Genomic DNA, 11,816 nt, shown 5'->3' on the forward strand with positions numbered 1-11,816 from the left:
CTCAAACGACAAAATATGGCGATGCGGTACTATCGGAACTCGAACCGCTCGAACTCGACCCGTCTGGGCTTTTTCCCGAGTTCTTTCAGTCCTTTTTCAATGGCTTTTCGTAGAGGCGGCGGTCCGCAGAACCAGAGGTCTGCCCCCGCCGGATCGACTGCGCTCGCTGCCGCGAGTTTCGCCGCATCAAGACGTCCTTCGGTTTTTGAATCATGCAAAGTAAAACTGAAATTCGGAAGTTTTTCTGCCTGCATCTCGAATGTCTCGAGACCGATCGCCTCGGCACGGTCGCGTACACAATATACCATATGAATGTCCTGGCCTTCATCACCCTTGAGGCACCCGGCCATTGCGAGGAAAGGCGTCACACCGATGCCGCCCGCGAGCCAGATCTGCTTCTTGCCACCGCGGCGATGATTGAACCGGCCGTAGCCCCCTTCGAGCTTCAATCCATCGCCGACCGCGATGTTTTCACGCAGCGCCGTGGTGTAATCCCCCAACGGCTTGATCGCGAAACGGACGATACCGCCCTCCTCCATGCCGGCGATCGTGAAGGGATGTGGCTCGCGCAGACCCGGCTTGTTGACCCGGAAAAAGCCGAACTGCCCTGGTTTTGCCTTGAGTGGGCGCCCGGTCGGACGCGCCGAAATGATCGTTGCACCGTCATGGCGCTTCACGTCGAAGACCTCGTAGGTCCGAGTGCGCAACCACGGAAAGAGCTGCGTGTAGATGTAGCTCGCGGTGCCGATCAGCGCGAAGATGTTGAGATAGGTCGCCAGCATCGCGGTACCGTCGTAGGGCCGCTTGATGAAGGTCTGGTGGAAGGCCACCATGATGAACAGAAGCCCGATGAAGCGATGTGTCAGCCGCCAGTAGTGATAGGGGATCTCGATTTTCGTCTTCGGGATGATCTTGAAGATGCTCAAGAGCAGCAACACGACCAGACCGTAGAACGCATACTCCCCCATCGATGCCGCCAGCTTGTTCAATCCGCTCGTCAGCGACAGGCCCTTGAAATCCGGCGTGATGAAGTAATGCACGAGAATGAGAATCAATACCGTGATGCCGACCCGGCGATGGGTTCGGTAGATTCGGTCGAGGCCGCCGAAAAGGCGCTCCACCAGCGGTGGGCGCGTCGCCATGAATTGCGCGATCCCCATGCCGGTGAAAGCCATGGACGAGGCCATCAGCGAAAAGGTCGTGCCTGCATTGGTGTGACTGACCGCGGGAACGGCCAGAAGTCCCGCAAGACCCATCAACGACCAGACAAGAACACTACCCGCGCTCACAGAATATCCCTCACAATTCCCGCAGTTGCCGGAATCCCCGAGGCAAGACTGGCAAGCCCCTCAAGCTTCGTCAACAGCTATTGTAGACCATACGATTTTAGGTCGGGCTTTATTCGGCGTGCTCAAGTTTTTGTGTTTGCGGGCAAATTCCGCTCTGAGCAAATGCGGCAAGACGAGACATCCGCAGGTTACTTCAGGCCGCCCTTTGCCAGCGCTTCGCGCGCCTTTTCGGCGAGCGGATGATCCGGATGACGGCGAATGAAACGCTCATAGGCCTCGCGCGTGCCCTTCTTGACCACACCGTTATATTCGGACTGGACGGCGGCTTCTATGTCCGGCGGGGGGAGCATGTCCTGTCCTTGTGTCTGCGCGTGGGTATGAGGGCGGGGCCCCGCTGCCAGGATCGCGACGGCAATGGCTGCGGACGTGAAAAGAAATTGTTTCAGAGATGTCCTGAATTTTACCATGGGTCGCTTCGTCTTTTAACAATACGCTTACAATTTTTGATATTCATTGCCCTTAGATTCGCCTCGGATGTTTGGCATAACGCGAAACGGCATACTACACGCAAGAGGCAAAAGGCGTTAGCAGGAGATACGCTTGACTGGTACGAGCAAGACGACAAAGACCATTTCCGCTACCGGCAATGCGCTCATCGACGGCGTTCTGACCGAAACGGCCTGGGGCGATTCCACCATAACCTATGCCTTTCCAACCAGCGCCGGCAGCTATAGCTATGGCCCGGAAAAAAATAATGGATTCGCTGCCATCTCGAATGCGCAGATAAACGCCGCACGTTTCACTCTGGAGCAATCCTACGGCTCCGCCGCCAATGACGGCTTTTCCGTCGAGGGTTTCACCAATGTGAACTTTGCAAGCGGCAGCGATAGCAGCGCCACCATCCGCATCGCCCAATCCGACGATGCCGACATCGGCACTGCCTATGCCAATATGCCATGGGAAGAATATGCACCGGCCGGCGATGTCTGGTTCGGCACCGAATATCTCGGCACCGATCATGATTACAGGAAACCCGTCGCCGGCAACTACGCCTGGCACACGATGATCCACGAACTCGGACATGCATTGGGGCTGAAACACGGTAACGAAACCGACGTTTACGGCGCTTTGCCAACGGCCTATGATTCGCTCGAATATTCGGTGATGACCTATAGGGGCTATGTCGGCGATACCGGCGAGGGTTACACCTACGAAGAATATGGTGCACCTCAAACCTTCATGATTGCCGATATCGCGGCCCTTCAGGAAATGTATGGCGCCGACTATTCCACCAACAGCGGCAATACGGTCTACAAATGGACGCCGACCAGCGGCCAGACGATCGTCGACGGCGAGGTGGCGATCTCGCCGGGTGCCAATCGCATCTTCGCCACCCTCTGGGATGGCGATGGCAACGACACGTTCGACCTGACCGCCTATAGCGACAACCTCAAGATCGATCTTCGTCCCGGCAAGGCGTCGCTCTTCAGCGAGGACCAGCTGGCCTATCTGGGCGGTGGTCCCAATGATGGTTATGCCAGAGGCAATATCTTCAATGCGCTGCTCCACGATGGCGACATCCGGTCGCTGATCGAAAACGCCAAGGGCGGATCGGGCAGCGACCAGATCACCGGCAACCAGGTCGCGAATTCCCTGCAGGGCTATGGCGGCAACGATACGCTGAACGGAGAAGGCGGAAACGACGTCCTTATCGGCGCATCCGGTGCCGACAAGCTCTACGGCGGGGCTGGCGCCGACAGGCTCTACGGCGGTGCAGGCGCCGACGATTTTATCGGCGGCGCCGATGCCGACATTTTCCTGTTCAAGGTGCGCACGGAATCGACGGTCGCTACGTCCGGGCGCGACACCGTATTCGATTTTTCCGCTTCACAGGGCGACAAGATCGATCTCTCCGGCATCGACGCCAATACTGGCACCTCCGGTAACCAGGCGTTCAGTTTCCGTGGTACGGCTGCCTTCACCGGCGCGGCTGGTGAACTCAGATACGTCAAAGGGTCGTCGGACACCTACGTCTACGGTGACGTGAACGGCGACAAGGCTGCCGATTTTGCCATCCACCTCGACGACGCCATCTCGCTGCAGAAGGGCTATTTCGTGCTCTAGGAAGCGCCCGCCATTCGATAAAAAGGGGCCGGATCATCGCGATCCGGCCCCTTTTTTGTTTCGTCCGACCTGAAAGCCTCAGAGCGTAGGCAGTTCCGGGCGTACGGCAAGCGCCTGTTCGATGATCGCCGTCACGCGCTGGCGCTCGGTACCGGACAGCGGCAGGCGTGGCGCGCGGACCCGATCGTTGCTGTCGATCGCCAAGACTTCCGCAAGCTTGATATTCTGGACGAGGTTGGTCGAGACGTCGAGATCGAGCAGCGGGCGGAACCAGCGGTAGATGGCGCGGGCTTCTTCCAAACGGCCGGCCTGGACCAGCTTCCAGATCGCCACGGTCTCCTTCGGGAAGGCGACGACAAGGCCGGCGACCCAACCATCCGCGCCCATCAACAGGCTTTCCAGCGCCAGATTATCGACGCCGGTAAAGCAATCGAAGCGCTTGCCGAAGCGCGTCACCACGTCGGTGACGCGGCGGATGTCGTCGGTCGATTCCTTCATGGCAACGACGAGGTCGTTCTTCGCCAGTTCGTCGAACATCGACAGCGTCACGTCGACGCCATAGGCGACGGGATTGTTATAGACCATGATCGGCAGGCCGCCGGCAGCCGCAATCGCCGTGATATGACCGAGCGTTTCGGCCGGTGCGGACTTGTAGGGAACGCCCGGCAGGACCATGAAACCATCGGCGCCTGCTTTTGCGGCCGCTTTTGCAGCGGCCTCGCCGCGGCGTGTGGAACTTTCACAAACCGTCATCAGCACCGGTTTGTTGCCGGCTACCGATTTTGCGATTTTCAGGATTTCCAGCTTCTCTTCCGGATCAAGCGTCATCGCCTCGCCAAGCGAGCCGCAGACGATCATGCCGTCGACGCCGGCTTCGAACTGAAGCGCAAAGCAACGCTCCATCTCAGCCTTGTCGAGATCGCCTTCAACCGTAAATTTCGTTGTTACTGCCGGGAATACGCCGCGCCACATAGGAACCTCCGTTGCTGTGATATATCAGCATATTTGCCATCTATTTTCATGTGTGTCAATGTCTGATATATCAGAGCATAAGGAAAAACATGTCGGGATCATCATCGCAGGCGCATCTTGCCTATCTGGCGCTGGAAAGCCTCATCGTCACCCTGAAACTGAAGCCCGGCTCGCTGGTGACGGAAAAGCAGCTGATCGACCTGGCCGGCCATGGCCGCACGCCGGTGCGGGAAGCAATCCAGAAACTGTCGTGGCAGGGACTGATCGAGGTTCGTGCCCGCGTCGGGCTGCAGATCACCATGATCAAACCCGACGACCACCGGCATGTCATGCAGGTGCGACGCACGCTGGAGCCCCTCGCCGCGGCCCTCGTCGCCGAACATGCAAGTGCGGAAGCGCGCGCGGCAATGATCGAATGTGCTCAGACGATGACCGCCTGCTCGATCAATGCCGACATGGAGGGCTTTCTGGCGGCCGACAAGGCTTTCGACGAGATCATGGAAGCCACCTGCCCCAACACCTTTCTGACCTCGGCCCTGGCGCCCTTGCAGACACACGCCCGAAGGCTGTGGTTCAGCGCCGCCTCGACGCAGCGCATGGACCGGTCCGTCGATCTGCACGTCAAGGTCATTCGCGCCATCAACCAGGCCGATCCCCCCGCCGCGGCAAGCGCCATGGAAAACCTGATGGACTATCTCGGCGAGAGGTAAGCCCTGCAGGCCTACATTGCAAAAACAATGAGGGCGGCCCGCAAGCCGCCCTCTCGATATCCGGACCCAGTGGAAGCGTCAGCCGACGAACGCGCGTTCGATGACGAATTCACCCGGCTTGTTGTTGGCGCCTTCGGTCAGGCCGGCCGCTTCGAGAATTTCCTTGGTTTCTTTCAGCATCTCGGTCGAGCCGCAGATCATGCCGCGATCGACGGCCGGGTCGAAGGCCGGAAGGTTCAAATCGGAGAACATCTTGCCGTCGCGCATCAGGTTGGTAATGCGACCCTTGAACGGGTAGTCTTCGCGGGTGACCGTCGCGTAGTGGCGCAGCTTGTCGCCGACCAGTTCAGCCAGGAATTCGTGGTTGCGGATTTCCTCGATCAGGTCGAAGCCGTATTGCAACTCGGCAACGTCGCGGGTCGTGTGGGTGAGGATGACTTCCTCGAATTTTTCGAAGGTATCCGGCTCGCGGATAAGGCTGGCAAACGGCGCGATACCCGTGCCGGTCGAGAACATGTAAAGGCGCTTGCCGGGTGTGAGTGCATCGAGCACCAGCGTGCCGGTCGGCTTCTTGCGCATCAGAACCTGATCTCCGGGCTTGATGCCCTGCAGATGTGAGGTGAGCGGACCATCCTGAACCTTGATCGAGAAGAATTCGAGCTCATCGTCCCAGGCCGGGCTTGCTATCGAATAGGCGCGATAAATCGGCTTACCGTCGACCATCAGGCCGATCATGGCGAATTCGCCCGAACGGAAACGGAACTCCGCCGGACGCGTCATCCGGAAGCTGAACAGCCGGTCCGTATAGTGCTTGACGGCGGTCACCGTTTCGGCAAACACGCCGGCGGGCACAGCAGTTGCGGCAAATTCTTCGATCTTGGCAGGAGCATTCATCTCGGCGTCAGGTCCTGTAATGATGACTGTTTATTTCAGGTATCAGCGGATACTCCAAACGGCACGGCTTTGGAAGCAAATCCGTTCCAATTATAGCGCTTTTTGCGGATTGATGCGCGCTTTAGACTGTCGCAGCTCTCAGGAGACCCGGCGCCAGCTGTAGGACTTCGCATCCGCCGACGGGCGGGCCGTCGGCTGGTAGTGATTGTCGATGCCCGGCAGCCGTCCTTCTGAGAGGCGCTTGAGAGCCGTTTCGTTGGTGACGGCGAAGCTGTCGATACCACAGCGCAGCATCAGCGGCACCTGATCGATCAGCACGTCACCGACCGCGCGGATTTCCTTGCCGTAACCCAGGCGAGCCCTGAGCAGCGAGGCATGACTGAAGGCCCGGCCGTCGTTGAAGGCCGGAAACGCCACGGCGATCAACGAGACCTGCTCGAGAAACGGCTGCAGCCGCGTCACATCGTCGGCAGGGTTGATCAGCACGCCAAGACCGCTGTCACCGGACAATGCCTTCTCGATGAAGGCATCGAGGCCAAGGATGGCCTTTTCGTTCGAGCCGGCCTTGATTTCCTCGGTCTCGACGACCCAAGGGTCGTCTGTCACGAAGCCGGTTTCTTTCCAGATTTTCGTCATGTCTCTGTCCTTGCGCCCCATTTCCCCGGACATTAGGCGGCTTCCTGGGCGCTGCCGCCGTACAACGCATCCTTGAAGGGCTGCGGCCCGACACGGCGATAGGCTTCGAGGAAGGTTTCCGAAGCGTCCTTGCGCAAGCCCAGATAGGTGTCGACGATCGTCTCGACCGCGTCCGTCACCTTCTCAGGCTCAAAGCCACGGCCGATGATTTCACCGATCGAGGTGTTCTCGTCGCCGGAGCCGCCAAGCGTGATCTGGTAGAGCTCGGCGCCCTTCTTCTCGACGCCCAGCAACCCGATATGGCCGACATGGTGATGGCCGCAGGCATTGATGCAACCGGAGATCTTGATCTTCAGCTCGCCGATCTCCGCCTGCCGGTCCGGATTGCCAAAGCGGGTGGAGATTTCCTGCGCCAGCGGGATCGAACGCGCGTTCGCCAGTGCACAGTAGTCCAAGCCGGGACAGGCAATGATGTCCGTGATCAGTCCGGCATTGGCGGTCGCAAGTCCGATCGAAACGAGTCCGCGGTAGATAGCCTCCAGGTCGGCCAGCGCCACATGCGGGAAGATGATGTTCTGCTCATGGCTGATGCGAATTTCGTCGAAGGCGTATTCCTCAGCCAGATCGGCGATCGCATCCATCTGGCTGTCGCTGGCGTCGCCCGGAATGCCACCGATCGGCTTCAACGAGATCGTCACCATGCCGTAGTCGGGATGCTTGTGCGGCTGGACGTTCTGCTGCACCCAGCGGGCGAAATCCGGATCGGCCTTCTTCCAGCCGGCCAGATTGGCCCAGCCTTCCGGCCGCTCTGTGAGCGGCGGCAGGGCGAAATAGGTCGTGATCGCCTGGATATCGGCTTCCGGCAGCTTCAGCTCGGTGTTCTTCAGCTGCAGGAATTCCTGCTCGACCTGGCCCGCGAGTTGCTCGGCGCCGGTTTCGTGCACGAGGATCTTGATGCGCGCCTTGTACTTATTGTCGCGGCGGCCATGGAGATTGTACACGCGCATGATCGCTGTCGTGTAGGAAAGCAGGTCCTCTTCCGGCAGGAAGTCGCGAATCTTCTTGGCGATCATCGGGGTACGCCCCTGCCCGCCGCCGACATAGACGGCAAAGCCGATCTCGCCCGCCTCGTTCTTCTTCAGATGCAGGCCGATATCGTGCACCTGGATGGCCGCGCGATCACGCTCGGCGCCGGTGACGGCGATCTTGAACTTGCGCGGCAGGAACGAGAATTCCGGATGAACCGACGACCACTGCCGCAGGATTTCGGCATAAGGACGCGGATCGGCGACTTCATCGGCGGCGGCACCGGCGAAATGGTCGGCCGTGACATTGCGGATGCAGTTGCCCGACGTCTGGATCGCGTGCATCTCGACCGAAGCGAGATCCGCCAGGATATCCGGCGTGTCCGAAAGCTTCGGCCAGTTGTACTGGATGTTCTGGCGGGTGGTGAAGTGCCCGTAGCCGCGATCGTACTTGCGAGCGATATGAGCGAGCATCCGCATCTGCCGGCTGTTCAGCGTGCCATAGGGAATGGCGACACGCAGCATATAGGCGTGAAGCTGCAGGTAGACGCCGTTCATCAGGCGCAGCGGCTTGAACGCATCTTCGGCAAGTTCGCCTGAAAGACGGCGCGTCACCTGATCGCGGAACTGCTCAACGCGGCCGGAGACAAAGGCATGGTCGAATTCGTCGTAACGGTACATCGGTCTTCTTTTCCTCAAGCCGCCTGCACGGGGCCGGTCAGGCCCTTGTATCCCGGCGCATAATCGATCGTCGGCCCTTCGGCGCGAACACGCTCGCGCAGACGCAGCGGCCGCAGAACGCCCGCTACTTCTTCAATGTCAATGACATTGACGTCAACCACCTTGTTGTCGGCAAAGGCCGCTTTTCCGGTCGCCTCAAGGGCAGACACGGCTTCGGCATGCCGGGCGACGAAGGCGTCCTGCAGCGATTCCACCCAATTGCCGGAGGCATCGAGCCAGACGGAAATTCCGTCCGACAGGCGGTTTGCGGTCAGCACTTTGTCGGCCATGTCAGTTCCTCACTTCGTCTTTATGTTTGCGCGACAGGTCCGCGCGACGCACAGGAGCGGTCTCGCCACTGGCTTTCGCCCTGACAAGCGGCTCCGAGCGCTCGAAATTCGCCCCGGCGACGGCATCGCCGATGATCACCATCACCGGTCCGTCCAGTTCATCGCGATATTGCAGGTCCGGAAGGTCCTTCAGCGTGCCGTGGAGCAGCTTGCGCTCCGCGCGGCTGGCGTTTTCGACGACGGCCACCGTGGTTTCGGCGGGAAGTCCCGCCTGCATCAGCCGGGCAGCGACCGATGCCGCGACCGTGCGGCCCATATAGACGGCAATCGTCGCGCCGGAAATGGCAAGGCGCGCCCAATCGGGCAGAACATCGCCGGTCAAATCATGACCCGTCGTGAAGATCAGCGACGAAGCAACGCCGCGCAGTGTCAGCGGCAGCTCGAAATCGGCTGCGGCTGCGAAGGCTGATGTGATTCCCGGCACGATCTCATAGGTGACCCCGGCATCCCGCAAGGCAGCCATCTCTTCGCCGGCCCGGCCGTAGACCAGCGGATCGCCCGATTTCAGGCGCACGACGCGCTTGCCCTCTTGGCCAAGCCGCACCAGCAGCTGGTTGATTTCTTCCTGGGACTTCGAATGGCAGCCTTTGCGCTTGCCGACCGACAGACGCTCGGCATCACGGCGGCCCATATCGACGATCGCCTGCGGCACCAGAGCATCATAAACAATGACGTCGGCTTCCATCATCACCCGCTGCGCACGCAAGGTCAGAAGGTCCTCGGCGCCCGGACCGGCACCGACCAGCCAGACGTGTCCAGGAACGCGATCCACGGACTGCAGCAGCCGGGATGCCTCGCGGCGGGCTTCCGCGACATTGCCGAGCGCGACCTGATCTGCAACGGCACCGGAGAAAAATCGGCGCCAGAAGACGCGCCGCGACACACCGCGCGGCAAGATGCGGTCGGCTGCATCGCGGTAGGCTTGCGCCAGCGATGCAAGGGCGCCGAGCGAGGGCGACAGGAGTTGATCGATCTGGGCTCGGATCATCTGCGCCAGCACCGGGCCTGCCCCTTCGGTTCCGATCGCAACCGCGACTGGCGCGCGGTTGACCAGCGCCGGCGTCAGGAAATCGCAATATTCCGGCTGATCCACCGCGTTGGCCGGAATTTTCCTTTCACGCGCCGCGGCGACGATAACGCGGTCCTGGGCAGCATCGCCGGTCGCGGCGAAAACCAACGTGGCGCCTTCGATTTGGCCAGCACGAAACGGCTCACGCACCGTTGCAATGGCGTTCGCAGCCAGAAAGGCCGCGAAATCCGCGTCCGGTTCATCGGCATAAGCGACGATCCGGGCCTGCGTGTTCGTCAGCAGCCGTACCTTGGCAAAAGCCTCGTCGCCATTGCCGAACACCGCCACGCTTTTTTGCGCAACGCGAAAGAAGGCCGGAAATACGGTCAGCTGCTCGGTCATGAGGCTAGGAATGATCCTGTTACAGGTTCTGGGGAATATCCCTTTTATAGAAGGAAAATTGAAGAAACAGAAATTCACAGGCCTTTGAAGCAGCGTATTCTTTTGCTCGACTTCAGCATAAATTGAGCAAATATCTCCCGTCATGGCACGGCTGCAACAGCGGCTTGACGCGCATGCTCCGCATTGCGTATTGCCATCCATAGCTTTTCAAATGCCGCCATGCCTCTTTCCGGAGTCACAATACGATGACGAATTCCGATCTCGCCGAACGCCTTCTGACCGTCATCGAGGCTGACATTCTTCCGCTGACGGAAAAGGGCGTTAGCGTCGGCAACAAGATCTTCGGCGCCGCCATCCTGCGCAAATCGGACCTGTCTCTGGTGATCGCCGAGACGAACAACGAAACCGAAAATCCGCTGTGGCACGGCGAAGTCCATACGCTGAAACGTTTTTACGAACGAGTAGAGAAGCCGGACACCAAGGACCTGATTTTCCTGTCCACCCACGAGCCCTGTTCGATGTGCCTGTCCGCCATTACCTGGGCCGGCTTCGACAATTTCTACTATTTCTTCAGCCACGAAGATTCCCGCGACAGCTTTTCCATCCCACACGACCTGAAAATCCTGAAGGAGGTTTTTCGGCTGGATCCGGGCGGCTACGCGAAGAACAACGCCTTCTGGCGGTCCGCGTCGGTGGCCGATCTGGTCGCGACATCCGACGAGACCGCAAAATTGGCGCTGCGAGCCCAGGACAAGCGTATCCGCGAAAAATATCAAACGCTCTCCGATGCCTACCAGTCCGGCAAGGACGACAACGCGATCCCGCTGAATTGAGACCCATGCAGCCCTCCAAGGACATTTCGCGCCTCCTCGACATCATGGCAGCCCTGCGCCAGCCGGAGACCGGCTGCCCCTGGGACGTCGTCCAGACCTTCGAGACGATCAAGCCTTATACGCTTGAGGAAGCCTATGAAGTCGCCGACGCTATCGAGCGCGGCGACATGCATGATCTTTGCGACGAACTCGGGGACCTTCTGCTGCAGGTGGTCTTTCACGCCCGCATGGCCGAGGAAGCCGGAGACTTCGCCTTCGGCGACGTGGTCGAAGCAATCACGCGAAAGATGATCCGCCGTCATCCGCACGTCTTTGCCCGCTCGGATGCCGACACGCCGGAGGCGGTCAAGCGGCAATGGAGCGAGATCAAGCAGGCTGAAAAGGACGAACGCCGAGAGCGGCGCGCCCGGCACGGTTTGCCCGAAGATGGAAACAAGGGTCATCTCGGCTCGGTCCAGCGCAGTTTTCCAGCCCTCGTCGAGGCCTTGAAGCTGCAGGAACGTGCCGCCAAGGTCGGCTTCGACTGGTCCTCGCCGGAACCGATCCTCGACAAGATCGAGGAAGAGATCGCCGAACTGCGCGAGGCGCTTGCCGCCAACGACAAGGCGAAGGTGGCGGACGAACTCGGCGACCTGATCTTTGCCGTGGTCAATATCGGCCGGCATGTCGGCGCCGATCCGGAAATGGCTTTGCGCGGAACGAACACCAAGTTTCGGCGCCGCTTCAGCCACATCGAGACCGAGCTGGTGTCGGCTGGAGAAACGCTTGAAGATGCGACGCTGGAACGGATGGAAGAACTCTGGCAGGCAGCAAAGGCGATCGAGAGGCAACTAACGTAACGGCATTCCGTAA

The 11,816-nt window shown here is 59.9% G+C and carries 12 protein-coding genes; 4 read left to right on the top strand and 8 right to left on the bottom strand.

The features are described from left to right. Positions 1 to 29: 29 nt before the first annotated feature. Together ACSQ3F_RS18075 and ACSQ3F_RS18080 are read right to left on the bottom strand one after the other, a co-directional pair. Positions 30 to 1,289: a ferredoxin reductase family protein gene (locus ACSQ3F_RS18075; protein WP_436101492.1), complete on the bottom strand. Its 1,260-nt coding sequence runs from the start codon at positions 1,287 to 1,289 to the stop codon at positions 30 to 32. Positions 1,290 to 1,477: 188 nt separating this feature from the next. Next, positions 1,478 to 1,639, bottom strand: coding sequence for a hypothetical protein (locus ACSQ3F_RS18080; protein ID WP_436101493.1), 162 nt, complete (start codon positions 1,637 to 1,639; stop codon positions 1,478 to 1,480). A gap of 250 nt (positions 1,640 to 1,889) precedes the next feature. Between ACSQ3F_RS18080 and ACSQ3F_RS18085 the strand changes: the two genes are divergently transcribed. Then, the gene (locus ACSQ3F_RS18085; RefSeq protein WP_436101494.1) at positions 1,890 to 3,413 is read left to right on the top strand and encodes a M10 family metallopeptidase; all 1,524 of its coding nucleotides are present in this window, start codon (positions 1,890 to 1,892) and stop codon (positions 3,411 to 3,413) included. Between the two features lie 78 nt (positions 3,414 to 3,491). Here ACSQ3F_RS18085 and ACSQ3F_RS18090 read toward each other — a convergent pair whose 3' ends face one another. Further along, complete coding sequence (locus tag ACSQ3F_RS18090; protein WP_436101495.1) at positions 3,492 to 4,385, bottom strand: dihydrodipicolinate synthase family protein; 894 nt, start codon at positions 4,383 to 4,385, stop codon at positions 3,492 to 3,494. An 89-nt stretch (positions 4,386 to 4,474) separates the two neighbouring features. Between ACSQ3F_RS18090 and ACSQ3F_RS18095 the strand changes: the two genes are divergently transcribed. Continuing rightward, on the top strand, positions 4,475 to 5,095 hold the full coding sequence (locus tag ACSQ3F_RS18095) for a GntR family transcriptional regulator (protein WP_436101496.1): 621 nt from the start codon (positions 4,475 to 4,477) through the stop codon (positions 5,093 to 5,095). Positions 5,096 to 5,173: 78 nt separating this feature from the next. On the opposite strand, the gene ACSQ3F_RS18100 is transcribed toward ACSQ3F_RS18095, so the two are convergent. The 5 genes from ACSQ3F_RS18100 to cysG form a co-directional block, all read right to left on the bottom strand. Further along, positions 5,174 to 5,989, bottom strand: a complete 816-nt coding sequence (locus ACSQ3F_RS18100; RefSeq protein WP_436101497.1) for a ferredoxin--NADP reductase — start codon at positions 5,987 to 5,989, stop codon at positions 5,174 to 5,176. Between the two features lie 138 nt (positions 5,990 to 6,127). After that, complete coding sequence (locus ACSQ3F_RS18105) at positions 6,128 to 6,625, bottom strand: DUF934 domain-containing protein (protein ID WP_436101498.1); 498 nt, start codon at positions 6,623 to 6,625, stop codon at positions 6,128 to 6,130. A gap of 32 nt (positions 6,626 to 6,657) precedes the next feature. Then, complete coding sequence (locus tag ACSQ3F_RS18110; protein WP_436101499.1) at positions 6,658 to 8,331, bottom strand: nitrite/sulfite reductase; 1,674 nt, start codon at positions 8,329 to 8,331, stop codon at positions 6,658 to 6,660. Positions 8,332 to 8,345: 14 nt separating this feature from the next. Next, positions 8,346 to 8,660: a DUF2849 domain-containing protein gene (locus tag ACSQ3F_RS18115; protein WP_436101500.1), complete on the bottom strand. Its 315-nt coding sequence runs from the start codon at positions 8,658 to 8,660 to the stop codon at positions 8,346 to 8,348. Between the two features lies 1 nt (position 8,661). Next, positions 8,662 to 10,131 (bottom strand): siroheme synthase CysG, encoded by a 1,470-nt coding sequence (cysG, locus tag ACSQ3F_RS18120; protein ID WP_436101501.1) that lies wholly within the window; start codon positions 10,129 to 10,131, stop codon positions 8,662 to 8,664. A 245-nt stretch (positions 10,132 to 10,376) separates the two neighbouring features. On the opposite strand from cysG, the gene ACSQ3F_RS18125 reads away from it, so the two are divergent. Both ACSQ3F_RS18125 and mazG read left to right on the top strand, forming a co-directional pair. Continuing rightward, on the top strand, positions 10,377 to 10,964 hold the full coding sequence (locus ACSQ3F_RS18125; RefSeq protein ID WP_436101502.1) for a deaminase: 588 nt from the start codon (positions 10,377 to 10,379) through the stop codon (positions 10,962 to 10,964). Positions 10,965 to 10,969: 5 nt separating this feature from the next. Further along, positions 10,970 to 11,803: a nucleoside triphosphate pyrophosphohydrolase gene (mazG, locus tag ACSQ3F_RS18130; protein ID WP_436101503.1), complete on the top strand. Its 834-nt coding sequence runs from the start codon at positions 10,970 to 10,972 to the stop codon at positions 11,801 to 11,803. Positions 11,804 to 11,816 lie beyond the last annotated feature (13 nt).

The sequence above is a fragment of the Pararhizobium sp. LjRoot238 genome, from assembly GCF_964252955.1.
In the GTDB taxonomy this organism is placed as follows: Bacteria; Pseudomonadota; Alphaproteobacteria; order Rhizobiales; family Rhizobiaceae; genus Pararhizobium.

Excerpts from the sequence above, each read along its gene's own strand:
- ACSQ3F_RS18100 (WP_436101497.1), bottom strand. The coding sequence starts at position 5,989 with ATGAATGCTCCTGCCAAGATCGAAGAATTTGCCGCAACTGCTGTGCCC.
- ACSQ3F_RS18080 (WP_436101493.1), bottom strand. The coding sequence starts at position 1,639 with ATGCTCCCCCCGCCGGACATAGAAGCCGCCGTCCAGTCCGAATATAAC.
- ACSQ3F_RS18105 (WP_436101498.1), bottom strand. The coding sequence starts at position 6,625 with ATGACGAAAATCTGGAAAGAAACCGGCTTCGTGACAGACGACCCTTGG.
- ACSQ3F_RS18115 (WP_436101500.1), bottom strand. The coding sequence starts at position 8,660 with ATGGCCGACAAAGTGCTGACCGCAAACCGCCTGTCGGACGGAATTTCC.
- ACSQ3F_RS18095 (WP_436101496.1), top strand. The coding sequence starts at position 4,475 with ATGTCGGGATCATCATCGCAGGCGCATCTTGCCTATCTGGCGCTGGAA.
- ACSQ3F_RS18125 (WP_436101502.1), top strand. The coding sequence starts at position 10,377 with ATGACGAATTCCGATCTCGCCGAACGCCTTCTGACCGTCATCGAGGCT.
- mazG (WP_436101503.1), top strand. The coding sequence starts at position 10,970 with ATGCAGCCCTCCAAGGACATTTCGCGCCTCCTCGACATCATGGCAGCC.
- cysG (WP_436101501.1), bottom strand. The coding sequence starts at position 10,131 with ATGACCGAGCAGCTGACCGTATTTCCGGCCTTCTTTCGCGTTGCGCAA.
- ACSQ3F_RS18110 (WP_436101499.1), bottom strand. The coding sequence starts at position 8,331 with ATGTACCGTTACGACGAATTCGACCATGCCTTTGTCTCCGGCCGCGTT.
- ACSQ3F_RS18090 (WP_436101495.1), bottom strand. The coding sequence starts at position 4,385 with ATGTGGCGCGGCGTATTCCCGGCAGTAACAACGAAATTTACGGTTGAA.